Here is a 22,558-nt window from a genome sequence, read left to right as displayed (position 1 = left end):
AGTGCAGATGTTGAGTCGTCATTTACTTACCGCAGAGACTTGTAGCGGCGCGATTTATCGCGTTTTGTTGACCTCTAAAGGCAAACTGAACGCAATAAATTGCGCCGCTACGGTATGTGCGGATGTTGAGTTCATCATCGACTTAACGCAGAGGTTCGTAGCGGCGCGATTTATCGCGTTCTTTCGTTATTGAGCGTTAATTTGGAAAGCAGCTCGTAATAATAAATGTTAAATCTGACAAATAATCCTTTTTGACAGATTCTCCATAAAAAGGAGACTTCATTGAAAGGACGAACGAATACCCGCATACCGCATTATGATTACACTTCTCCCGGTGCTTATTTCATTACGTTGGTCACGCGGTTACGCGCACCGCTTTTTGGTCATATCGAATACTCAACCCTGGTCTGTTCGCCCATTGGCATTATTGCTGAGCAGGAGTGGCAAGCTCTTCCGACACGCATCGTTGGTTTAAGATTGGATGCGTTTGTTGTGATGCCTAATCATGTGCATGGCATTCTCTGGTTAAGCGAGGCAAATAAATTATCTCTGGCAAAAATTATTGCGCTCTTTAAAGCCGGTGTGAGCCGCCGTTGTCAGCAATCAATCTGGCAACGCAATTTCCATGAACGTGTTATTAGAGATGAACGGGAATTGTTTTTTGCCAGACAATATATTCAGCAGAACCCGTTACGTTGGGAATGTGATCGTTATTATTGAGCGTAAAAATGCACATTACCGTAGCGGCGCGATTTATCGCGTTTATTTGAATTTAAAAGGTCAACACAACGCAATAAATTGCGCCGCTACAGTGTGTGCGGCTATTTAGCTATTAAGACGGGAAATCGGTATCAATCGAGGTCTGTTTCCATGCCTCGATCTGCGCTAAACGCTCTTTCAATTTGGCGGTCACCGCATCATAGCCCCATGCGCCCATCACTAAATGACGTGGTGGGTTGTCGTGCTCGGTGATGGCGATCATCGCTTTGGCTGCACGTGCTGGATCACCCGCCTGAGTGCCGCTGTATTCCGAGGTGGCTTTCATGCGGGCTGCGGCCGTTTCGGCGTACTCCGTCAAGGTGCTTGGCGTTTGATGCAGCGAACGTCCTGCCCAATCGGTGCGGAACGGGCCGGGTTCGACGCAGGTGACGTGAATGCCGAGCGGTGCGGTTTCCAGTGCCAGCGAATCCGACCAACCTTCCACCGCGTGTTTGCTGGCTGAGTAATAGCCCGAACTGGCGAAGCCAATAAATCCCGCCACCGAGGTGATGTTGATGATGTGGCCGCGGCGTGCTTTACGCATCGATGGCAACACCGCGCGCGTCAAGGCAAACAGGCCAAACACGTTGGCATCGAACTGGGCGCGGATCTCTTTTTCATCGCCCTCTTCCACCGAACTTTGATAACCGTAACCGGCGTTGTTCACCAGCACATCCACGCCGCCGAATTTCTCCAGCGCGGCGCTCACCGCCTGACCGATGCTGCTTTGATCGGTCACATCCAGCGCTAGCGCTAATGCGTTTTCATGTCCGGCGACCAGATCCTGCACTTTACTGGCATCGCGCGCCGTGACCACCGTTTTGAAGCCGCGTGCAATCGCCTGCTGTGCCAGCTCGCGGCCAAAGCCGGTTGAGCAACCTGAAATGAACCATACCGGAGTGTTTGCTGAAGCCATGATGACGTCCCCTTCAATCACGCCCAATGAACCGCCATCGGGCAAAGAGAGTAACTATGGCAAACGCCTTCCGTGGCGATTAGCGTTGCGTGCGCCTATGGCGTCATCGCCGGATAACGCTGCTTAAGCTGGTCGAAGATGGTCTGCATTGGCCTGTCGTTATCCGCGGCAACCGCCGTAAACACCTGCTGCTTGAGGAAGTGACGCCAGCCGATCGGCGCTGCCGCCAAAAACGCGGTGAGCAGGCGATAACGTTCCGGCGTCCAAATCGCTTCGAATGCGCTCCGTGCCGCACCATGATCGAAATGCTGCGTAGTACGCGTCGGCATCTCCGCGCGCAGTTGTTCGGTGGCGGCATGATCGATCTCGCCATCGCGCAGCGCCACGCCGTAACTGTCGCGCGCCCTCTGTTCCGAGAGGAACCCACAACGAATATCCTGCAACACCGCGTTTACATCACGCTCTACCGGCAAACCGTAACCGCCAGCGCCAGGGCCGCGTACTTCAACGATATCGCCCGGCTGGCAGTGGATCACATCGGTGTTGCCATGCTCAATCGCCACGCCGTTGCGTAAGGTGCGGAAATCCGACAGGCCGCCCGCCTCGCCGCCCAGCACGCCCGCCGAAGCAAATACCGAGCGATTGCGATTACGTGCGGTGACGGTGGTATTCGGCGCGAAGATTTCAAACGCCATTTCAGTGGCTAATCCACCGCGATAACGCCCGGCCCCGGCGCTGTCGGCGGCTAGACCGTAGCGATGGAAATGGATCGGCACTTCCGCTTCGTTGATCTCAATCGGCGTGTTTTTCAGGAATGCCGACAAGCCACCCGATCCATCCGGGCCATCATGCCGTGGCGTACCGCCCGCGCCGCCGCCCACCGGGCCGAGCGACGCCACCACGTTGCGATTGGCGCTATCGCTGGTGCGAATGTTCATGATCGAATTGCCGCCAGGCGAGTTGGCGGGCAAACGCTCGGGAATCGCCTGTGAAAACACCCCGAGCGTGGCGATTTGCGACAGCGCGCAGGTCAGCGATCGCATACCCACTGCCGCTGGCGCTTCGCAGTTCATCACCGTGCCCGGCGGCAGAATGGCGCGCGTTGGCCGCAAGGTGCCGGCATTCAGCAGCAGATTGCGATCCAGCGTCGAAAGCACATACGTCACGCCAACCAGCGCCAGCGGATGCCGTTCGCGTCCACCGGTCGGCATGTTCAGTGACGAAGCCAGTTGCGGATCGCTGCCGGTGTAATCAAGTTCCAGCGTGTCGCCGTTGACGCGCAAGGTAATCGCCACGCGGCAGGGAAAACCGCCTTCGCCATCTTCATCAGCAAAATCCGCGTAGAAGTATTCGCCATCAGGAATGGTGGCGATGATGCTACGCGCCTGCGCTTCGGCGTAATCGAGAATGCCATTAATGCCTTGCAGGAAATCATCGATGCCAAAGCGCGCAATGATGTCGTGAATCTTACGTTCGCCGACGTTAACCGACGCGATCTGCGCTTTGAAATCGCCCCAGTTTTGCTCCGGCGCACGCACGTTGAGACGCATGATGCGCGCCACTTCTTCATTCAATTCACCGTTACGCACGATTTTCAGCGGCGGAATGCGAATCCCTTCCTGCACGATATCGGTCAATGAACGCGACAGCGATGCTGGCACTGCGCCGCCGACATCGGTGTTGTGAATGTGTCCGACCACAAAGCAGACGATCTCGCCGCGGTGAAACACCGGTTTCCAGATATGGATATCCGGCGAATGCGTCGCCACGTTTCCGGCGTAGGAATCGTTGGTGATGCAGATATCGCCCTCTTGATAGCTGTCGATTAGCGCCAACACCGGGCCGTAATCGATGCCGCTGTACCACGGCGCGCCGAAGCTGCGCGGCGAGGCAAATGCCAAACCGTCACGGCTGACAATCTGACAGGAGAAATCTTCCGTCTCTTTGACGAATGTCGAATGCGCGGTGCGCATCAAAGTGAAGGCCATGGCATCCGCCGCCGCCGCGCAGTAGTTGGCCAGAATTTGCAGGTTACGTCCGTCAATCGCCATGTTAATGCGCCTCCGTTGGCGTGATCAGCAAGTTGCCAAAACTATCCACGTCCACTTTCATCTTCGGCGGCACGCAGGTGGTGCAATCGTCTTGCGCGATGATCACCGGGCCGATCAACTGATGCCCAGCACGCAACGTGGCGCGACGCACCACATCCACCTGATGCGTGGCACCATCAATCCACGCGCTAACCTGCTGCGCCACTTTAACCGGCGCATCGGCGACGGCGAGCGGATTGAGCGTCGGTTTCGGCGTCGGCGAGGTGATGACCAAGCGCAGATTGATAATTTGTACCGACGCATCGCCATCACAATGACCAAATAGCTGCTGATGCTGGCGATCAAACGCCGCGTGCAACGCGGCAACATTGGCCTGCGCTAACCATGCTGGTTCCAGCGCCACTTCGATTTCAAATGACTGGCCGCGATAACGCATATCGGCGCTGTAATGCAGCGTAAATGGCATGTGTGCGCCATGCTGCCCGCTGAGCCAATGGCGCGCGCGTTGACTGAGCGCATCGGCTTCGCTCGCCAGACGATCGGCCAGAGTGGCATCGAGATCGCTGTATAGCGTGCGGATAAAATCATTGCGGATATCCGCCACCAATCCGCCCAGCGCCGACAGCACGCCCGGCGTCGGCGGCACAATCACCCCTTTCATATTCAGCTCGCGCGCCAGAAAGCAGCCCATCATCGGGCCCGCGCCGCCAAAGGCGAGGAACCAGAATTCACGCGGATCGAGGCCGAAACGCGACAGCAAGCCGCTGGTGTCGCCATACATGCTGGAGATCGCCAACTCAATGGCGGTTTCCGCGGTCTCTTCAACGCTGATGCCCAGTTGCTCGGCCAGCGGTTGCCAAGCCGCGCGTGCCGCCGCGACATCCACTTGCACCGCGTTATAACCGAGATTGCCATGACCAATCATGCCGCAGGCAGCAAACGCATCGGTGGCGGTCGGCTGCGTGCCGCCACGCTGGAAACACACCGGACCGGGCAGCGATCCGGCGCTGTCTGGCCCCATTTGCAGTACGCCTTGGTTATCGATCCATGCCAGCGATCCGCCGCCTTGTCCGACCGATGTCACCGCGACGGAAGGAATATAGATCGGGAAATCACCGATGATTTCGCCGTTGCCCTGAGCCACTAGCCCATCAACGATCACCGCCACATCGGCGCTGGTGCCGCCAATATCGAGGCTGAGAATTTTATCAAAACCGCAGGCGCTGGCGAGGAAGCTGGCACCGATTACGCCCGACGCAGTGCCGGATAACACCATCTGCACACATTCGCTTTTCGCCTGCTCCACGCCCATCACGCCGCCGTTGGATTTGGTGATGCGTGGCGGCGGACGCACGCCCTTCTCTTTTAATGCACGCTCAAACGATTCCAGATAATGGATCACCATCGGCTGCACGTAGGCGTTAATGGTGGCGGTGATGGTGCGCTCGTATTCACGAATAATCGGCCAGATATCGGCGGAACAGGACGTCAGTAATTCCGGCGCATGCTGATTGATAATGGCCTTCACCGCCGCTTCGTTATGGCGATTGCGATAGCTGTGCAAAAGCGACACCACAATGCCCTGACAACCGGCGGCGCGCGCGGCGGCGATGGCATCCAGCACGCTTTGCGTATCCACCTCGGTTAACACCTTGCCGTGGCGATCGGTGCGCTCTTTAATGGCAAACACCCTATCGCGCGAAATCAGCGGCGCCGGTCGGCGTGAGAACAAATCGTGGATGTGTGGGATCTTCAGACGTGCCAGCTCCAGCACATCGCAAAACCCTTCAGTAGCGAACAGCGCCAGCCGCACGCCACGACGCTGGATCACCGCATTGATGCCGACCGTGGTGCCGTGCGTGAAGTAATCAATCTGCTGCGGCTCAATGCCATCGCGCTGCTGCAACTGCGTTAACCCAGTGAGGATTTCACTGCCCGGCGCATCCGGGCGCGACAGCACTTTTAGCGTGTGAATCTGATTTGTCTCTTCATCCAGCACGGCGAAATCGGTAAACGATCCGCCAATATCGACGCCAACGCGGTAACCCATGTCAAAACTCCAGTTTCAGGAGAGAGGAAATTCCATCAGCTTGTGTGGATCCTGCACCACGCGCCAGCCGAGGCGCTGATACAGCTGATGGGCATCATTGGTCGAGAGCATCCAGCGATGGACCGTCGCCAGTTCCGGGTGCTCGCGCACACAGGTCGCCAACCAGGTTCCTAATCCATGTCCGCGCCAGTTTTCATCAATCATCACATCGCATAACCAGCCGAAACGGGTGTAATCGGTCACCAGCCGGGCGAAACCGATTTGCTGGTTTTGGTGATACAGGCCAAACGGCAATGAACCGGCGAAGGCACGCTCGGTTTTGGCGCGCGGCTGATCCTTGGCCCAGTATGATTTTTCCATTAGCTGGCAGTGGATGTAATCAAAATCCAATTTGGCGCGCTCGGTGGAGAGCGTGAATGCGTCGCGCTGCCAGATGTGATCGGGAATATGAAGTGTGCTCATAACAACTCCTTGTATCGGATGGATTCAGTGTAAAAGCGTTGGGTTTTACCGCGTGGCTGAAGCATGGGTGAAATCCAGCAGGATCAGGGGAATTTCGTGATGGCAAGAAATTTTATGCTGTGAACCATTTATACACTCAGCTCGCATTTTCCTATCCAGCTTTAAGACCTTTCTCGTCAGCAGAAATTACATCTTCTATTACCTTTCACGCCTGGATTGGTGTTTTCACTTTACGCCTCGCTGCGCAGCAGGCTCGCCACTCATCCTCTTAAACCCAACTTATTGATAACCAGGACGTTTGAACATGAACACAATAAATTATACTGGCACAGCTTATGCGCAGAGGGATACATCGCTGCCCACCATCAACGCCACCGCGTCATCCGAGATCGGTAAACAAGGCTCTATTGCGCTAATTACCGTTGGAGGTGAATCCTTTGAAGTTGAGATTGATTCAGTAACCGGAAAATATTCCTGGACGTCTAAAGTTGCTATGCCAGATGGTGATTACAGTGTCTCAATGGCGATCAAAGATCGTGCAGGCAATGTGGGAAAACCAAATCTCTTTACTTTGCGCATTGATACAACCCCGCCAGAAGCACCCGAGTTGCTTAATCTGTTTGATGATCAGGGCGCGATTACTGGCAGTTTCGATGCAGGTAAAACCACTGATGACAAACGCCCAAGACTCACCGGCATAGCACAAGAAGGGACTACCGTTTATCTGCGTGACGAAAACGGCAATAAAATTGGCAGCGCGGTAGCCGATAAAGTCACCGGTAAATGGGTGATGGAGCCAAATGTGGACCTGAAAGATGGCGCCAATAACCTCACCCTGGTTGCCGAAGAGACTTTTGCAGGCAAATTGCGCACTGGCACAGCTTCATCTCCCTTCACTATCGTAATTGGCGCTGACAGTGCGGTAATACCGCCAAATCTCATCACCATTAATGACGCGATTGATGATGCCGGAGCCGTCACGGGTAAGCTCACCAGCGGTGCACTGACCGATGACACCACGCCAACGTTAGAAGGTAACGTTTCTGCTGGCAGCACGGTGACGGTTTACTACCGTCTTGCTGGCAGCAATACCTGGATTGGCAGCGCGACCGCAGCCGTTAATGGTACAGAGTGGAGCTGGACACCAGCCAGCGCACTGCCTTTTGGTGAATATGAGTTTCAGGCCAGCATCGGTACCTTCAGCAGCAGCCTATTTAAATTAGACATCGCTTCCGCTGCCGATATTGCACTGAAGACCCGAATTGAGTCGGTATATGACGATTTCGGCGCATGGCAAGGTCACTTAAGCAGCGGTGCAATTACCGATGATGCTACCCCGACCTTTAGCGGCCGTGGTGAAGCCAATAGCAAATTGGTGTTCCGTTTCACCCAAACTGGCCAGGTCCCAAACACTGTGGTAATTGACGTGGACAGCAGCGGTAACTGGCAATGGACGCCAGCCTCAAACCTGCCAGCGGGTAACTGGATATTTGACGTTCAGCCGCAGGGCCAAAATAGCTGGTCAGACAGTTTCAGGTTGGGCATAACAGACTCCATCGGCCTCATCCCAGTGATCACCCATGCTTATGATGATGATGGCGTAACGCAAAATTTAGCCCGCGGAGATACTACTGATGACAGCACGCCGACTTTAAAGGGAACCGGAATTGCAGGAAGTTTAGTAAAAGTAGAATATGCTCAGTCGGGCGGAGCATGGAAAGATGCGGGTTCAGTCATCGTAGATGCTAATGGTAACTGGCAGATAGACTCCCCCGCATTAAGTACATCGGGTAAATATGATTATCGGGCAAAGGCAGTGAGCCAAACTGGCGAAAGTGGCTGGTCCGCTGTATTTGACCTTAATTTCACCTATGTGCCTGATGGTGGCGTGGAAGGATTTTTGGAACAAGAAGGAGCTGTTCCTGCAGGATTCACTAAAACCTTTGAATCTGGATTAACTTTAAAAATATTGAAATATGCGACAGAAGTTGTGAGAGGTAAGTTAACTATGCCTGGGTTCACTAACGTTGACACAGGATCGGCTCACACTGGTTACCACGTAATTGATGGTTCGCTAACAAGCTTCACATTCCCGAAACCAACAAACATATTTTCAATAAAGGCTATTTCTGTTATCAGCTCATTTTTAAATTATTATGACGTCAATGGGAAATTATTAGGCACTGAATTGGTTGGGAACACCACAGGAAATACAATTCAAGATGTGACCATCAGGTCTCCAGCGCTAAATATCGCCTATTTCACGCTTACTAGCTCAGATGGCCCTGATGATTCAGGTTTCACATTAAATAACGTCAAATGGGGAAGCCAAATCAACTCATTCTTTAGCCATATTGAAGAAGCTCAACAAAGCCATGATGAGTTCACGGACTCTTCACAAATGCTCGACGATGAGAAAAGAACTGACTTTATTGATAATGAAAAATATTTAAATAAAGACGAAAAAACTGATAATCATCCGAAGATGGATATATTTAAAGTTACTGGAAAAGATGAAGTAATAGATCTTACCTTGGAAGGCAATGAAATTGAGGCTGCTGAAATTTTTGATATCACGGGTTCAGGTAATAACACCTTAAAACTCGATATCAATGCGTTAATCCATCATGGTGAAAAAGATCTTTTCATCGAAGATGGTAAAATTCAGTTAGTTGTCAAAGGTAATGAAGGTGACACAGTTGAACTTAGAGATATCTTGCCGGAAGATAGCGAAATCAGTGAATGGAAACATCAGGACGGCACAGTCACCGTAGCGGGCGTGGAATATAACGTCTATAGCCACGGCAATGACGCGGAACTGCTGGTTCAGCAAGGCGTAAAAACTGAACTGGTTTAATAATTAACTGATCCTTTCGCCCATAAGTTAAATTCAGACCACCGTAATAATTGCGGTGGTTTTTTTAATCACAAAATAAAATTTCGCACATATCGTAGCGGCGCAATTTATCGCGTTCAGTTAATTTTTTTCAAGGTCAACACAACGCGATAAATCGCGCCGCTACGAATTGTGCAGTTATTTATTCCGAGGGCTACATATACTTCTGGTCACCATAAATGGCGACCGTTTAAAGAAATCAACCAAACTCCACCGAGTTCTGTTTCGAAATTAACGATCTCAGCGGCACGCTGCTTTTCATTATTGGCGATTTGATCACGATATAGCTGAAATACTTATCGATGCCGATCTGCGCATCCAGCATCTTCTCAATCACTTCCTGATAATGCTCAATGCTACGGGTAATAAAGCGCAGCAAATAGTCATAGCCGCCGGTAATCAGATGGCACTCCATTAATTCATCCACTTCACGCACCGCGTTCTCGAACTTCATAAAATCTTCGCGGCGATGGCCCGATAACGTCACTTCGGTGAATACCGTCACAGAATCAGTGATTTTGGTGAGATTAATATGGGCTTCATAGCCATTGATGAACCCGGCCTGCTCCAGTCGTTTCACTCGTTGCAAACACGGGCTGGGCGACAGCCCAACGGCATCGGCAAGATTGACGTTGCTAATACGGCCATCTTTTTGGAGTTGCACCAGGATATTGATGTCGATGCGGTCGAGTTTCATTAAGCCGTTCATAGCACCCCTCATTGTCAACCAATTAGGTTTAACCTCCCGAAGATATACCACGCTTTAAGGCAATTGTGCTATCTCGTTAACTGGTTCTACCAGCGGGAGGTTTTCAAATTATTACAGCAATTTCAATGAGGAAGCGGATTTTATCCCAGACGACCCGTAGCGCGTGCCAGCGCGATATCGAAAATATGCAACGCCTCTTCCAACTGCGAATCGGTGGTCACCAGCGGCGCGAGGAATCGCACGGTGTTGCGATGAATGCCGCACTTAATCAGCAGCAAACCTTCCTGGCAGGCGCTATCGAGGATCTTCTGCGTTAAGGCCGCATCCGGGCGTTTGGTTTCGAAATCAATGATCTCGACCGCCTGCATAAAACCAATGCCGCGCACATCACCGATGCAGGCATATTTCTCCGCCAGTTGCTGCAAACGTGCGTTGAGTTGCTCGCCCAACTGGTTGGATCGCGCTAACAGATTGTCATTTTCCAGCAGATCCAGCACCGCCAGCGCCGCTGCACAAGCCAGCGCGTTGCCGCCGTAGGTGCCGCCCAAACCGCCCGGCTGTGGCGCATCCATGATCGCCGCTTTACCCACTACACCAGAAATTGGCAAGCCGCCACCGATGCTTTTTGCCACCGTCACCAGATCCGGCGTGATGCCGAGATGCTGGAAGGCAAACATCTTGCCGGTGCGACCAAAACCGGTTTGCACTTCATCGAGAATCAGCACGATGCCGTGTTTCTCGGTGATGCGGCGCAGCGCCTGCATGAAGTTAGCGCCGGCTTGCAGGAAACCGCCATCGCCCTGCACCGGTTCGATGATGATCGCCGCCACACGTTCCGGCGCAATTTGCACCGCAAACAGCTGATCCAGCGCTTGCAGGCAATCGTCATCACTCACGCCATGAAACGCATTCGGGAACGGCAAACGATAAATGTCACTCGGGAACGGGCCGAAATTTTGTTTGTACGGTGCTGACATGCCGGTCAACGTGGTGCCAAGCAAGGTGCGACCGTGGAACGCGCCGTCGAAAGCAATAATGCCGCTGCGTTTGGTGTGCGCACGCGAAATCTTCACCGCATTTTCTACCGCTTCCGCGCCGCTGGTGAAGAACACGCTTTTGAAATCTTCGCCGCCGCCGACCAGCGTATTCAGGCGTTTTGCCAGCTCGATGTAACCCGGATACGCCACCACCTGGAAACAGGCATGCGACACCAAACCGAGTTGTTTGGTCACCGCATTGACCACCGCTGGATGATTGTGACCGACGTTGAGCACGCCAATGCCGCCCACGAAATCGAGGTAGCGATTGCCCTCCACATCCCACACTTCGCTGCCTTTCGCTCGCTCGATCACCAGCGGATGCGCGGTGACCACGCCACGTGGCACATGCTGCTCACGCGCGTCCAGTAACAGGCTGTTATCGGTATATGTTTGCTGCTCCGCCATGACATTCTGCATTTTCAAAAACCCCTATCCACGTAACGTTCGGTTGGCTCAAGTATCGCAATCGGTTGGTTTCTCACGCTGCCGTAATCCACCAGACAGCGGTATTTCCTGTCAAAATTAGAGGCTAATCAGCAGGGAAATTTGGTGTGCTGCGTCAGTAGCCGCGGCTGCGGTCAATCACGCCAACCATCGGTTCACCACGCTGAAAACGGCGCAGATTGTCGAGCAGTGCCGCCACCGCGCTGTTGGTTTGCGTGGAGCTGGCGATGTGTGGCGTCAGCCAAATTGCTGGATGCTGCCAGAATGGATGTCCGGCCGGCAGCGGCTCAGGATCGGTGACATCAATCACCGCCGCGCTAAGTTGCCCGCTGGACAGCGCAGCCAGCAAATCCTCTTCATTGAGCTGCGGACCGCGCCCGACTTGCACCAGCGCCGCGCCCACTGGCAATTGGGCAAACAGCGCTGCATTGAGCAAGCCACGCGTGCTGTCGGTGAGCGGCAGCAAGCACACCAGGATGTCGCTGTGTGCGAGGAAATCGGCTAACTGATCGCTACCGTGCCAGCAGCGCACGCCAGCGATGTCACGCGGTGTGCGGCTCCAGCCAGCGCAATCAAAACCCAGCGCCACCAGCTGCTGCAAAGAGGCTTGCCCCAATTCGCCCAAGCCCATCACGCCAACGCGGCGCTGATTGGCAGTGTGAATCGGATGGGTTTGCCACTGTTCGGCACGCTGCTGCTGGAAGTAGCGCGGCATATCGCGATGCAAACCCAGCACGGCAAAAGTGACGTATTCGACCATGCCTTGCGTCAGGCCAGGTTCGATCATGCGTACCACCGGCAAATCGGGCGGCAATTGGCTGAGATCAAACTGATCGGCCCCCGCGCCGACCGAAAGCAGCGCTTTAAGATTGGGAAAGGTAGTCATCAGATCTTCTGGCGGCTGCCACGCCACCAGCAGTTCCACCTGGTTGGCATCGCCGATATCTGGCCAGATGTGCATTTGAATGTCTGGCGCATGTTCAGCCAGCCAACGCTGCCAGCTGGCACCGCGCGTCGGTTCGGATTTATAGACGATATGCATCAGGCCATCGCCTGGGTCATCAACCCAAACGCCTGCATCTCACCGGCTTGCGGCGACCACGGCGTTCCCCGAATCATGGTGGTTGGCGCATCGACCTGCACCAAACCCAGCGTTTCCAGCCACGCGGCCAGCGGCAGCGCGCCATCGGTATCAATGCGCACAAACTCGCCGCGCAGACCTTGCATTAAAGCGGCAATCAGCATTTGTGCGCTGTCGAGATTAAGCGCGATCACCGGACCAATTGCATAACCGTGACCGAAGCGGCGCAGGCTGGCAAAACCCTGCACGCGTTGGTTGGCATCTTGCAGCAACACGGTTTGATATTCAGCGATCAGGCTGTTGATCAATGTTGGCCGCCACATGCCGTGCGCTTGCTGATCCAGTTTGGTGAGTAACTCGGCATCGGCCGGTTGCGCATTGCGCAGCGTGAGATCGGCAGGAATGTGAACGCAAGGCACCGCCGCCAACTCACGGGTTTGATGCTGCTGAATGTGGCCAGTGACTTTGAAGCCGAGCTTTTCGTACAGCCCTTTGCCCATTTCGGTAGCGTGCAAGCGGATGTTGGAGTCGGGGAATTTTTCCATCACCGCCAGCATCAGCTGCTTGCCGATACCGCGTCCCTGGAATTGCGGATTGACAACCACCAAACCGATGGTCGCCGCCTGCTCGCCCCAGCGCCAGCCAAAGGCGCTGCCGACGAATGCACCGTTTTCTTCGGCGACTACGCCTTCGCCCAGCGTGAGCGCTTGCAGCCAGTCTTCGCGGCGATGCGGCCATTGCAGTTGTTGGGTGATGGCATAGCCGTGTTCAATGTCGTCTCGCGTCATGGCGCGTAATGTAATCATGGTTGTTCCTTTAGTTCGGAGTGAGGTGGCCCTCACCCTAGCCCCCTCCCAAAGGGAGAGGGAATTGTCTGCTGCGGTCTGGATGGTCGGCACTTTACAGTCCCCTCTCCCACTTGTGGGAGAGGGTTAGGGTGAGGGAAAAAGCGCACCGCACCCAACTACTCCGCCTTCAACACATCCTCGTGCTCATCCAGCCAGCCTTGGCGCAACTCCGGCACCGCACGTTTCAGGCGTTCGAAATAGAGCTCGCTGGTCGGCTTATCATAGTCGGCACGCGCAATCTGGGTGACAATCTTGCCGGATTGCATCACCACGATATCGTCGCACACCGCTCGCACCGCATGCATGTCGTGGCTGATAAACAGCACCGACAACCCCAACTCGCGCCGCAGTTCGCTGATCAAATCCAGCACTGCCGCCGCCACTACGGTATCCAGCGCCGAAGTCACTTCATCGCACAGAATCAGATCCGGCTCTGCCGCCAGTGCACGCGCCAGATTGACGCGCTGCTTCTGCCCGCCAGACAACGCCCACGGACGTCGCCACAGCACGGTGCGCGGCAGTTTCACCAGATCCAGCAGTTGATGCAGCCGCGCCTTGAGCGCCGGGCCTTTCAGGCCATGGAACAGCACCAGCGGGCGCGACAGAATCTGCTCGACGCTGTGCGCCGGATTCAGCGCGGTGTCGGCCATCTGGAACACATATTGAATGCGGCGCAGCTCATTGTCCGGGCGCTTATGCATGTCGCCGTTAATGTAGTGTCCGTTAAACAGAATATGACCGTGGCTCGGCGCATTCAGCCCAGCAATGGCGTGCGCCAGCGTGGTTTTACCCGAACCTGATTCGCCAATAATACCTATCGCCTGGCCCTTCCACAGCTTGAGGTTAATGTCTTCGAGAATGCGGATTTTCTGCTGACCCTTGTTGTCACGCGGACCATAACCGGCGCTGAGATCGCGCACTTCCATCAGCGGTTGCATCTCGGCATCGGCACAGGTCCAACTGCTTGGGCGCTCTTTCTGCCGCGCCGCATCCATCAGCAGTTGGGTGTATTCGGCCTGCGGCGCGCCAATCAGGCGCTCGGTGGTGCCATACTCGGCCATTTGTCCGCGCAGCAGCACCAGAATGCGGTCAGCCATTTGCGCCACCACCGCCAAATCATGGCTGACATAAATCGCCGTCACACCACGTTGCGCTACCACACGGCGAAACGCCTTCAGCACTTCCACTTGGGTAGTCACATCCAGCGCGGTGGTCGGTTCGTCGAGGATCACCACATCTGGATCGCCAATCAGCGCCATCGCCGTCATCAAACGCTGCAACTGTCCACCGGAAACCTGATGTGGAAAACGATCGCCGATGGTTTCTGGATTCGGCAGCGCCAGTTCGCGGAACAGGGCAATCGCCTTCTGTTTGGCATCTTTGCGCTTCATGGTGCCGTGAATCACCACCGGCTCAATCACCTGATCGAGAATGCGCATGCCGGGATTGAATGAGGCCGCCGCACTCTGCGCGATGTAGGCCACTTTATTGCCACGAAACTCGCGCAGTTGGCCGGGCGTCAGGCTGCGCACATCAGTGCCCGCCATGTGAATATTGCCGTCGGCGATGCGGCAGCCGTGGCGCGCGTAGCCCATCAGCGCCATGGCGATGGTGGTTTTGCCGGAGCCGGATTCACCAATCAACGCCAGCACTTCCCCTTTTTGCACCGTGAAGCGGATGTCGGAAACCAGATCGATCTCTTCGCCTTTATCGGTCTGCGCGGTAACACGCAGGTTCTCAACCGAGATCACCGGCATGGCGGTATGTGGCGTCACGTTCATGCTCCCTCCTTCACCAGCGTCAGCGGACGCATCTGCTGCAAGCTGTCGATAAACAGGTTCGCGCCAATGGTCAGGCTGGCGATCGCCACCGCCGGCATCAGCACCGCAGGTGAACCGTTGAACAAGCCCTGGATATTCTCGCGCACTAACGTGCCCCAATCGGCGTACGGCGGCTGCACGCCAAGGCCGAGGAAGCTCAAGCCGCTGAGCAGCAACACGATGTAGACAAAGCGTAAACCGAAATCGGTCAGCATCGGATGCACCATATTCGGCAGGATGTCGTGAATCGCCACGTACCAGCGGCTTTCACCGCGTAGCCGTGAAGCACGCACGTAATCCATATTGCGCAAGCTACTTGCCATGGCAAACGCGATGCGAAATGCGCCGGGCCAGTAAGTGAAGATGGCGGTTAGAATCAACATCGGCAGCGATGAACCGAACACCGCGACAATCATCAGCGACAGCACTTTGCCCGGCAGCACCAATAACGCATCGTTGATGCGGCCAAGTAACTCTTCCAGCCAGCGTCCAGCCACCGCCGCCAGCAGCGCCAGCAAGGTGCCAATGATGCTGGCGCACAGCGCGGCGGTGAGCGCCAGGCCAATCGAGAACTTCGCGCCATACAGAATGCGGCTGAGGATGTCGCGTCCGAGATAATCGGTGCCGAGCAGGTTGGCGTCAGTCATGCCACCCAGCATCGGTCCGCCGCCGATATCCTCCACGCTGTGCGGCGCTAACTGCGTGCCAAACAGCGCCATGCACAGCCAAAACAGCGAAATCAGCAGCCCAATTCGGCCCGAGAGCGACAGCGCCTGAAATAAGCGCACAGGAAGCAGTAAGCTATTCATCAGCTTCTCCATTTCGGGTTAAAGGCGATAGTCAGAATGTCGGCCACCAGCAGCAGTACCAGATAACAGGCGGCGAACAGCATCACGCACAATTGCACCACTGGCAGATCGCGGTTGCTGACCGCATCGACCAGGGCGCTGGCTAAACCGGGATAACTAAAGATCGATTCGATGATGATCACCCCGCCGAACAAATACGACAGGCTGAGTGAGATGGCATTGGCAATCGGCCCGACCGCATTCGGCAGCGCGTGACGTAACACCGCGCGCAGCGGCGACACGCCTTTCAGCAGCGCCATTTCCAGATACGGGCTGTCGAGCTGATTGATGATGGCGGAACGCGTCATGCGCGCCATTTGCGCCACCAGTACGCAGCATAAGGTCATCACCGGCAGCGCGTAGGCTTTCAGGTAGCTGATCACATCCATGTTGGGGCTGCCGAACGACATCGCCGACACCCAATGCAGTTGCACCGCGAAGATCAGTACCGCCACGGTAGCGACTAAAAATTCCGGTACCGCCACCGTTGCCATGGTGCTGATCACCAGGAAGCGATCCAGCGCCGATCCCCGATTCATCGCCGCCACAATGCCGATAATCAACGCCAGCGGCACACAAATCACCGTGGTGATGCCCGCCAGTTGTAGCGTGGCGGGAATGCGTTGTTCCACCAGTTGCAGCACCGGCAGATGGCTGGCAAATGAGGTGCCGAAATCACCCTGTAGCATGCCGGTGAGCCAGGTGAAGTAACGCACCAGCAGCGGCTGATCCAATCCCAATTGTTGACGTAACGCCGCCACCGTTTCCGGCGTGGCGTTTTGTCCCAGAATCATCTGCGCCGCGTCGCCGGGCAGCAGGCTGGTGATAAAGAACACCACCGCCGAGACGATAAGCAAGGTCAGGATGCCAGCACCAGCGCGGCGGGCAATCAGGAACAACATGTATCGGTTCATCGGCGATCTCCTTGTACAGAATCATCAGGCACAGGCGAATCGGTCACCATAAATGACGACCCTACAAACCCATGGTCAGGCATTCAGCCAGGCGAATTCATGGAAGCGATAGCCCATCATCATGCCGCTTGGCCAGGCCTCAACGCCGCCGACTTTCTTGCTGTAACCGTCGGTTGAGCTGATAAAGGTCGGGATGATGGTGCCGCAGTGATCGTAAATCAGCTTCTGCATGTCGCCGTACATCTGCTTGCGTTTGCTCTGCTCGCGTTCGCCGCGTGCCGCCACCACCAACTGATCGAACTGATCGTTCTTCCAGCCGGATTCATTGTTAGATGCTGTCGAGAGATAGAACTGCGAGAACAACATATCCAGCGTCGGGCGCGGGTTAATCGAGCCGTAACCCACCGGATCTTTGGTCCAATGCGTTGACCAATAACCGTCGTACGGCACGCGGCGCACTTTGATGTTGAGTCCGGTGCTGCGTGAAACCTGCTGAATTAACTGACCGCCTTCCACCGAACCTTCGATGTTCGGCGTGGTGATGATCTCCACCGTGGCGCCTTTCATGCCCGCTTTCTCGATGTGGAACTTGGCTTTCTCGGCATCCAGCGGACGCGGTTTGAGATCGGCGTTATACAGCGGATGCCACGGCGGTACTGGCGTATCGTTACTGACGTCGCCGTAACCTTGCAGCACGGTTTTCACCAGAATGTCGCGCGGTTGCAGATACTTCATCGCCAGCACGAAATCTTCGTTGCTGCCCGGCTTCACATCGGTGCGAATGATCAGGTTGGTGTACATGCCGGATTTACTCTCCAGCACCGCGAAATCCGAGGTGGCTTTGATGCGATTGCAGTCAGCCGCGCTCAAAGTGGAGACGATGTGCAGATCGCCAGACATCAGTGCATTGACGCGTGCCGCTTGATCGGTGACGCCCAGCAGTTCCACTTCGTCAAGATGCGGCAAACCCGTTTTGTAGTAATTCGGGTTTTTCACGCCCACCGAACGCACGCCCGGCGTGAACTCTTTCAGCTTGAACGGCCCGGTGCCGATGCCTTTGCTGAAATCTTTGGTGCCATCCTGCACGATAAGGAACGGCGCGCTCGCCAGCATAAACGGCACGTCAAAGTTGGCCTGGCTGAGTTCCAGCGTCACTTCGTTGTCGTTGACGGCGGTGAAGGTTTTGAATTGATCCGCCAGTTTGAAGGCGTTAGAGGCGACCGCCGGATCTTTGTGGCGGCTAAGCGAGTAAATCACGTCTTTGGCGGTCAGCGGTTTGCCGTCGTGGAAAGTGACGCCTTTGCGCAGTTTGATCTGCCAGGTAATGCCATCGCTGGAATCAATCGATTCTGCCAGCGCCGGTTGCACCGCGAGGCTTTTATCCAGCTCAGTCAAACCGCTATAAACCATAAACTGACGGGTGTAATCGCCGCTGTTGTTGCCTTTCGCCGGATCCAGTGTATCGGTGGCTGAGGCGTTGGACATCGCGGCGCGCAGCTTGCCACCTTTCACCGGCGTGGTGGCGGCGAAACTCATTTGCGGGAAACCGATAATGCCGCTGCTCATCACCGCACCGGCAGACAACAACTTCATCAGGCCACGCCGCGACATCGATCCTTCGGTCAACATACGCGTTAAGGCCGGATTTACAGCGTCAGACTCTTTATCGAATTTACTCATCTGCACACCCTCAATATGAATTGTTGTTTGTTTGGTTCTGCGCGTTTTGCCTGGTCACCCTAAATGGCGACCCTACAAGCCATTAGCGTAGGGTCGCCATTTATGGTGACCTTCCCGATGGACGCGCGAACCGTTACGACACCCCTGAAATCACGACAACCGATCCTTGGCTTTGTAATACAACCCCGCGAGGGGCAAAAACCACGGTTTCCCGTGATAACCGGGCAGCGCAGGCCATGCGTCGCGCTGCCAGGGATTTTCGTTGCGTTTCTCGGCCAGCAGATCGGCCATCACACGGCCCATCCACACCGACATCTGCGTGCCGTGCCCGCTGTAACCCATCGAATAAAACACGCCATCTTGCTCACCGGCATGTGGCAGGCGGTCGGCGGTCATATCCACCATGCCGCCCCAGCAATAATCGATGCGCGCTTTGCCCAACGGCGGGAATAGCGCGGTCATCGCCGCACGCAGCACGTCGCCGCTGCGGGTGTCCGAAGTGGGATTGCTGACGGCAAAACGTGCGCGGCCACCAAACACCAATCGACGATCGGCGGTGGTGCGGAAATAGTTGCCGATATTCAGCGAGGTCACGTAGGTACGGTCGCGCGGCAAGATCTGCTCAATCAATTCATCACCCAGCGACGCGGTGACCACGATAAAGCTGCCAACCGGCACGATACGGCGCTGGAACCACGGGAATGGCCCTTCGTTCGACACGCCAGTCGCCATCATCACTTTGTCGGCAATGATCTCGCCTTTGGCGGTGGTGACGCGGTGACGATAACCGTCGAGACGGGTTAAGCCAGTAACCGCATGATGCGGGAAGATCTTCGCCCCGCTGCGTGCCGCCGCTTCCGCTAGGCCAACACCAAATTTGCCCATGTGCATCTGCCCGCCGCGTTTTTGCAGCAGGCCGCCGTGGAAGCTGTCGCTGCCCACTTCGCGGCGAATCTCATCTTTGCCAATCAGTTCGATTTCCGGATCAACGGTGTCGCGCATCAGTTGCCATGCGCTGCGCAAACCGGGGAAATGCGACGCTTTGCTGGCGAGCTTGAGCTTGCCGCACAGGCGGAAATCGCAATCAATCTTCTCTTCGCGTACCAACTGCTCGACGTAGCTCACCGCATCGTCATACGCCCGATAGAAGCGGCTGGCCTGCTCGATTCCCTGGCTCTCCACCAGCGAGGCAAAGTTCTGCGCCACGCCGGTGTTGCAGTGTCCGCCGTTGCGCGCTGACGCCTGGCTCATCACCTCGCCGCTCTCCAGCAACACCACATTGATACCACTGCGCGCCAGGTTGAGCGCCGTCGAGACGCCGGTAAAGCCACCGCCAATCACCACCACGTCCGCCACGCTGGGCAGTTCGCCGGTGGCAGCCCCGCTGAAGGCGGGCGCGGTGGCTTGCCAGAATGATTCGAGTTTCATCGCCGCCTCCGGGCTTAGAGTCCAACCACAGCGGGCAGGCCGCCGATGTCTTTGATTTCGGTGTATTCGTAGGCCGGATTGGCCGGATCGTGGCCGCGATTGACCCACACCTTGTTCTTGATGCCCATGTCGTAGCAGGTCATCAGGTCGTAACGCAGGCTTGAGGAGACGTGCAGAATCTCTTCCGGGCCGCAGTTCAGCTTGTCCAGCATGTACTCGAAGCCTTTCATCTGCGGCTTGTATGCGCCGACTTCCTCGGCGGTGATGGTCATATGAATCGGTGCGCCGAGACGCGGCACGTGATGTGGGATCAGGTCATTCATCGAGTTGGTGAGCAGCACCAGCGGAAACTCTTTGGCGACCTTGGCTAAGCCAGCTGGCACATCGGGATGCGGTCCCCAAGTGGCGCAATCGGTGTAGATAAAGTCACTGTCGGCTTTGCTCCACTGCACGCGCCACTTTTTGCAGGTGCGCTCAATCGCATCGCTGACCACGTCGTAATACGGTTTCCACGCGCCAAGCACTTCATCGCGGCGGTAATGGGAAAAATCGGTGGTGAAGGCCAGCATATCTTGCGCGGCTACGCGGTCGCTAAAGCAGCGCGTGGCAGCACCCGCCATGTCAAAGTTGATCAGGGTGCCGTAGCAATCAAAGGTGATGAATTTCGGTTTAAACAGTGCCATGACGCGACCTCGTGGTGGTTTGATACGTGAATTAAAAATCGATTAAGACGCTTTTCTGACGCTGACAAGCCTGGAATGCCTGACGTCCCAGATCCTTGCCGATACCGGAACCGAGGAAGCCGCCGGTGGGAATGATGAAATCGCCGGAACGACCGTAGCGATTGACCCACACGGTGCCGGATTCCAGCGCGCGGATCGCCCGCATCGCGCGTGGCAAACTCAGCGTGTGCACGCCGGCGCACAGGCCGTAGGTTTCATGCGCCGCCAACGCCAGCCCTTCTTCTTCGTCGTCAAATTGCTGCACGGTGAGCACCGGGCCAAAGATCTCCTGCTGCACCGCCGGATTGTTGTTGGCTACGCCGCACAGCAAGGTGGGCTGCCAGAACCAGCCTTCGGCGGTATCGGCAAATCGTTCGCCGCCGACTAACACCTCTGCGCCCTGCGCTTTGGCCTCGGCAATCACCGACGCCACTTTGTTACCCTGACGTTCGTCGATCAGCGGCGCATAGCGGCTGCTCTCCAGCCAGGTGGCGCCCGGACGCGGCTGCTGGCATAGCGCCACCAGGCGATCCAGCAGCGGCTGGGCAATAGCGCGTTGCACGATTAAGCGCGTTCCGGCGACGCACGCCTGGCCGCCGTTGGCGGTGAAGCCGCGCAGAATGCGTTGCGCCAGCGCATCGATATCACCGGCATCGTCGAACACCAGCTGCGGGCTTTTGCCGCCCAGCTCCAGCGTGACCGGTTTCATGCCGTGCTGCGCCACATCGCTCATAATGCGCGAGCCAGTGACGGTGGAGCCGGTGAAGGAAACCTTGCGCACCAGCGGATGGGTGACTAACGCGTGGCCGGTGACCGCGCCGCTGCCCTGCACGATATTCAGCACGCCCGCCGGTAATCCGGCTTGTACCGCCAGTTCCGCCATGCGCACGGTGGAGAACGGCGTCAGTTCTGACGGTTTCAGCACCACCGCGTTACCCGCTGCCAGCGCCGGGCCGCATTTCCATGACGCCATCGACAGCGGAAAATTCCACGGCGTGATGGCACCGATCACGCCATACGGCTCGGCAATCAGCATGCCGAGGCTGCTTTCCTGGGTTGGGAACAGGTCGCCACTGTATTTGTCGGCGCACTCGGCGTAGAAACGAATGGCTTCGGCGGTAAAGGGAATTTCATGCTGGATGACATCGCTGATCGGACGCGTGGAGCCAAGGGATTCCAGTTGCGCCAGCAGCGCATCACTCTCAATAAGATCGGCCCAGCGACGCAGAATTTTACCTCTGGCACGTGGCGCGCAACTGCGCCAGCCGCTGGTGATTAATGCCTGATGGGCGCTGGTAACCGCGCGATCCACATCCTCGATGGTCGCTTCGGTTAGCTCGGCATAAATTTGGCCATCGGAAGGACGTTTCACCGCAAAACGCGCGCCAGCGGTTTTAACATGTTGGCCGTCGATATAATGTCCCGCCGGCAATAAAACTTTTTCAGGGTCGAAACTTAACATGGAAAATTCCTTATTTGTTACACCCATCACAGACGCGCTAATTAACATTTTGCAATGCGCATTTCTGTCTCGCTAATAAGCTAATGCAGAAAGTATGCCAGCCCGCTAAAAAATAAAAATGCGTAAAAAACAGCGCAAAAAAATTTTCTGCCGTATTGGTGAGCGAAATTTTGCGGAATTGCCGAAGGAATAAACAGATGATTTAGCTCACAAATTATGTGCATCGCAGCGGTGCAGTGCGCATGAAACTTGCACTAAAACAGGGATGGACGGCAAAAGTATGACGAGACGCACAAAATAAAAAACGCCGCGTAAGGAAACCTGGCGGCGTATTTAATGACTGCACATATTTGTAGCGGCGCGATTTATCGCGTTGTGTTGACCTTATAAAATCAACTGAACGCGATAAATCGCGCCGCTACGAAATT

The 22,558-nt window shown here is 55.7% G+C and carries 17 protein-coding genes; 2 read left to right on the top strand and 15 right to left on the bottom strand.

Features of this window, described 5'->3' with window-relative positions; all coding sequences use genetic code 11:
- Positions 1–282: 282 nt before the first annotated feature.
- Positions 283–720, top strand: a complete 438-nt coding sequence (locus ABDW13_RS04915; RefSeq protein WP_343551307.1) for a hypothetical protein — start codon at positions 283–285, stop codon at positions 718–720.
- A gap of 112 nt (positions 721–832) precedes the next feature.
- On the opposite strand, the gene ABDW13_RS04910 is transcribed toward ABDW13_RS04915, so the two are convergent.
- From ABDW13_RS04910 to ABDW13_RS04895, 4 genes are all read right to left on the bottom strand, one after another.
- Entirely contained in the window at positions 833–1,675 is an 843-nt protein-coding gene (locus ABDW13_RS04910; protein ID WP_343551306.1) for an oxidoreductase, read from the bottom strand.
- Positions 1,676–1,770: 95 nt separating this feature from the next.
- The gene (locus ABDW13_RS04905; RefSeq protein WP_343551305.1) at positions 1,771–3,726 is read right to left on the bottom strand and encodes a hydantoinase B/oxoprolinase family protein; all 1,956 of its coding nucleotides are present in this window, start codon (positions 3,724–3,726) and stop codon (positions 1,771–1,773) included.
- A gap of 1 nt (position 3,727) precedes the next feature.
- Positions 3,728–5,776, bottom strand: a complete 2,049-nt coding sequence (locus tag ABDW13_RS04900; protein ID WP_343551304.1) for a hydantoinase/oxoprolinase family protein — start codon at positions 5,774–5,776, stop codon at positions 3,728–3,730.
- 15 nt (positions 5,777–5,791) lie between these two features.
- Positions 5,792–6,238 (bottom strand): GNAT family N-acetyltransferase, encoded by a 447-nt coding sequence (locus ABDW13_RS04895; protein WP_343551303.1) that lies wholly within the window; start codon positions 6,236–6,238, stop codon positions 5,792–5,794.
- Between the two features lie 304 nt (positions 6,239–6,542).
- On the opposite strand from ABDW13_RS04895, the gene ABDW13_RS04890 reads away from it, so the two are divergent.
- Positions 6,543–9,095 (top strand): Ig-like domain-containing protein, encoded by a 2,553-nt coding sequence (locus ABDW13_RS04890; protein ID WP_343551302.1) that lies wholly within the window; start codon positions 6,543–6,545, stop codon positions 9,093–9,095.
- A 238-nt stretch (positions 9,096–9,333) separates the two neighbouring features.
- Here the strand turns inward: ABDW13_RS04890 and ABDW13_RS04885 are convergent, their stop codons facing one another.
- From ABDW13_RS04885 to ABDW13_RS04835, 11 genes are all read right to left on the bottom strand, one after another.
- The gene (locus tag ABDW13_RS04885; RefSeq protein WP_008109584.1) at positions 9,334–9,843 is read right to left on the bottom strand and encodes an Lrp/AsnC family transcriptional regulator; all 510 of its coding nucleotides are present in this window, start codon (positions 9,841–9,843) and stop codon (positions 9,334–9,336) included.
- 140 nt (positions 9,844–9,983) lie between these two features.
- Positions 9,984–11,300, bottom strand: a complete 1,317-nt coding sequence (gabT, locus tag ABDW13_RS04880) for a 4-aminobutyrate--2-oxoglutarate transaminase (protein ID WP_343551300.1) — start codon at positions 11,298–11,300, stop codon at positions 9,984–9,986.
- A gap of 142 nt (positions 11,301–11,442) precedes the next feature.
- Positions 11,443–12,369 carry a glyoxylate/hydroxypyruvate reductase A gene (locus ABDW13_RS04875; RefSeq protein ID WP_343551299.1) on the bottom strand — a complete coding sequence of 309 codons (927 nt, stop codon included), beginning with the start codon at positions 12,367–12,369 and terminating at the stop codon, positions 11,443–11,445.
- On the bottom strand, positions 12,369–13,214 hold the full coding sequence (locus tag ABDW13_RS04870; protein ID WP_343551298.1) for a GNAT family N-acetyltransferase: 846 nt from the start codon (positions 13,212–13,214) through the stop codon (positions 12,369–12,371). Before ABDW13_RS04870 ends, ABDW13_RS04875 begins: the two co-directional genes overlap by 1 nt.
- Positions 13,215–13,372: 158 nt before the next feature.
- Entirely contained in the window at positions 13,373–15,037 is a 1,665-nt protein-coding gene (locus tag ABDW13_RS04865; protein ID WP_343551297.1) for an ABC transporter ATP-binding protein, read from the bottom strand.
- Positions 15,034–15,885 (bottom strand): ABC transporter permease, encoded by an 852-nt coding sequence (locus ABDW13_RS04860; protein WP_343551296.1) that lies wholly within the window; start codon positions 15,883–15,885, stop codon positions 15,034–15,036. Before ABDW13_RS04860 ends, ABDW13_RS04865 begins: the two co-directional genes overlap by 4 nt.
- Positions 15,885–16,838: an ABC transporter permease gene (locus tag ABDW13_RS04855; protein ID WP_343551295.1), complete on the bottom strand. Its 954-nt coding sequence runs from the start codon at positions 16,836–16,838 to the stop codon at positions 15,885–15,887. Before ABDW13_RS04855 ends, ABDW13_RS04860 begins: the two co-directional genes overlap by 1 nt.
- A 75-nt stretch (positions 16,839–16,913) precedes the next feature.
- Positions 16,914–18,518 (bottom strand): ABC transporter substrate-binding protein, encoded by a 1,605-nt coding sequence (locus ABDW13_RS04850; protein WP_343551294.1) that lies wholly within the window; start codon positions 18,516–18,518, stop codon positions 16,914–16,916.
- A 150-nt stretch (positions 18,519–18,668) separates the two neighbouring features.
- Positions 18,669–19,946 (bottom strand): FAD-binding oxidoreductase, encoded by a 1,278-nt coding sequence (locus ABDW13_RS04845; protein ID WP_343551293.1) that lies wholly within the window; start codon positions 19,944–19,946, stop codon positions 18,669–18,671.
- Between the two features lie 14 nt (positions 19,947–19,960).
- A complete protein-coding gene (locus tag ABDW13_RS04840; RefSeq protein ID WP_343551292.1) occupies positions 19,961–20,629 on the bottom strand; it encodes a haloacid dehalogenase type II in 669 nt (222 codons plus the stop codon).
- Between the two features lie 31 nt (positions 20,630–20,660).
- The gene (locus ABDW13_RS04835) at positions 20,661–22,130 is read right to left on the bottom strand and encodes an aldehyde dehydrogenase family protein (protein ID WP_343551290.1); all 1,470 of its coding nucleotides are present in this window, start codon (positions 22,128–22,130) and stop codon (positions 20,661–20,663) included.
- Between the last annotated feature and the right edge of the window lie 428 nt (positions 22,131–22,558).

The sequence above is a fragment of the Pantoea sp. genome, from assembly GCF_039594315.1.
In the GTDB taxonomy this organism is placed as follows: domain Bacteria; phylum Pseudomonadota; class Gammaproteobacteria; order Enterobacterales; family Enterobacteriaceae; genus Pantoea.
Note: the sequence above shows the minus strand (reverse complement) of the source record. Positions and strands in the feature narration are given on the sequence as shown.

Excerpts from the sequence above, each read along its gene's own strand:
- ABDW13_RS04910 (WP_343551306.1), bottom strand. The coding sequence starts at position 1,675 with ATGGCTTCAGCAAACACTCCGGTATGGTTCATTTCAGGTTGCTCAACC.
- ABDW13_RS04905 (WP_343551305.1), bottom strand. The coding sequence starts at position 3,726 with ATGGCGATTGACGGACGTAACCTGCAAATTCTGGCCAACTACTGCGCG.
- ABDW13_RS04900 (WP_343551304.1), bottom strand. The coding sequence starts at position 5,776 with ATGGGTTACCGCGTTGGCGTCGATATTGGCGGATCGTTTACCGATTTC.
- ABDW13_RS04895 (WP_343551303.1), bottom strand. The coding sequence starts at position 6,238 with ATGAGCACACTTCATATTCCCGATCACATCTGGCAGCGCGACGCATTC.
- ABDW13_RS04890 (WP_343551302.1), top strand. The coding sequence starts at position 6,543 with ATGAACACAATAAATTATACTGGCACAGCTTATGCGCAGAGGGATACA.
- ABDW13_RS04885 (WP_008109584.1), bottom strand. The coding sequence starts at position 9,843 with ATGAACGGCTTAATGAAACTCGACCGCATCGACATCAATATCCTGGTG.
- gabT (WP_343551300.1), bottom strand. The coding sequence starts at position 11,300 with ATGCAGAATGTCATGGCGGAGCAGCAAACATATACCGATAACAGCCTG.
- ABDW13_RS04875 (WP_343551299.1), bottom strand. The coding sequence starts at position 12,369 with ATGCATATCGTCTATAAATCCGAACCGACGCGCGGTGCCAGCTGGCAG.
- ABDW13_RS04870 (WP_343551298.1), bottom strand. The coding sequence starts at position 13,214 with ATGATTACATTACGCGCCATGACGCGAGACGACATTGAACACGGCTAT.
- ABDW13_RS04865 (WP_343551297.1), bottom strand. The coding sequence starts at position 15,037 with ATGAACGTGACGCCACATACCGCCATGCCGGTGATCTCGGTTGAGAAC.
- ABDW13_RS04860 (WP_343551296.1), bottom strand. The coding sequence starts at position 15,885 with ATGAATAGCTTACTGCTTCCTGTGCGCTTATTTCAGGCGCTGTCGCTC.
- ABDW13_RS04855 (WP_343551295.1), bottom strand. The coding sequence starts at position 16,838 with ATGAACCGATACATGTTGTTCCTGATTGCCCGCCGCGCTGGTGCTGGC.
- ABDW13_RS04850 (WP_343551294.1), bottom strand. The coding sequence starts at position 18,518 with ATGAGTAAATTCGATAAAGAGTCTGACGCTGTAAATCCGGCCTTAACG.
- ABDW13_RS04845 (WP_343551293.1), bottom strand. The coding sequence starts at position 19,946 with ATGAAACTCGAATCATTCTGGCAAGCCACCGCGCCCGCCTTCAGCGGG.
- ABDW13_RS04840 (WP_343551292.1), bottom strand. The coding sequence starts at position 20,629 with ATGGCACTGTTTAAACCGAAATTCATCACCTTTGATTGCTACGGCACC.
- ABDW13_RS04835 (WP_343551290.1), bottom strand. The coding sequence starts at position 22,130 with ATGTTAAGTTTCGACCCTGAAAAAGTTTTATTGCCGGCGGGACATTAT.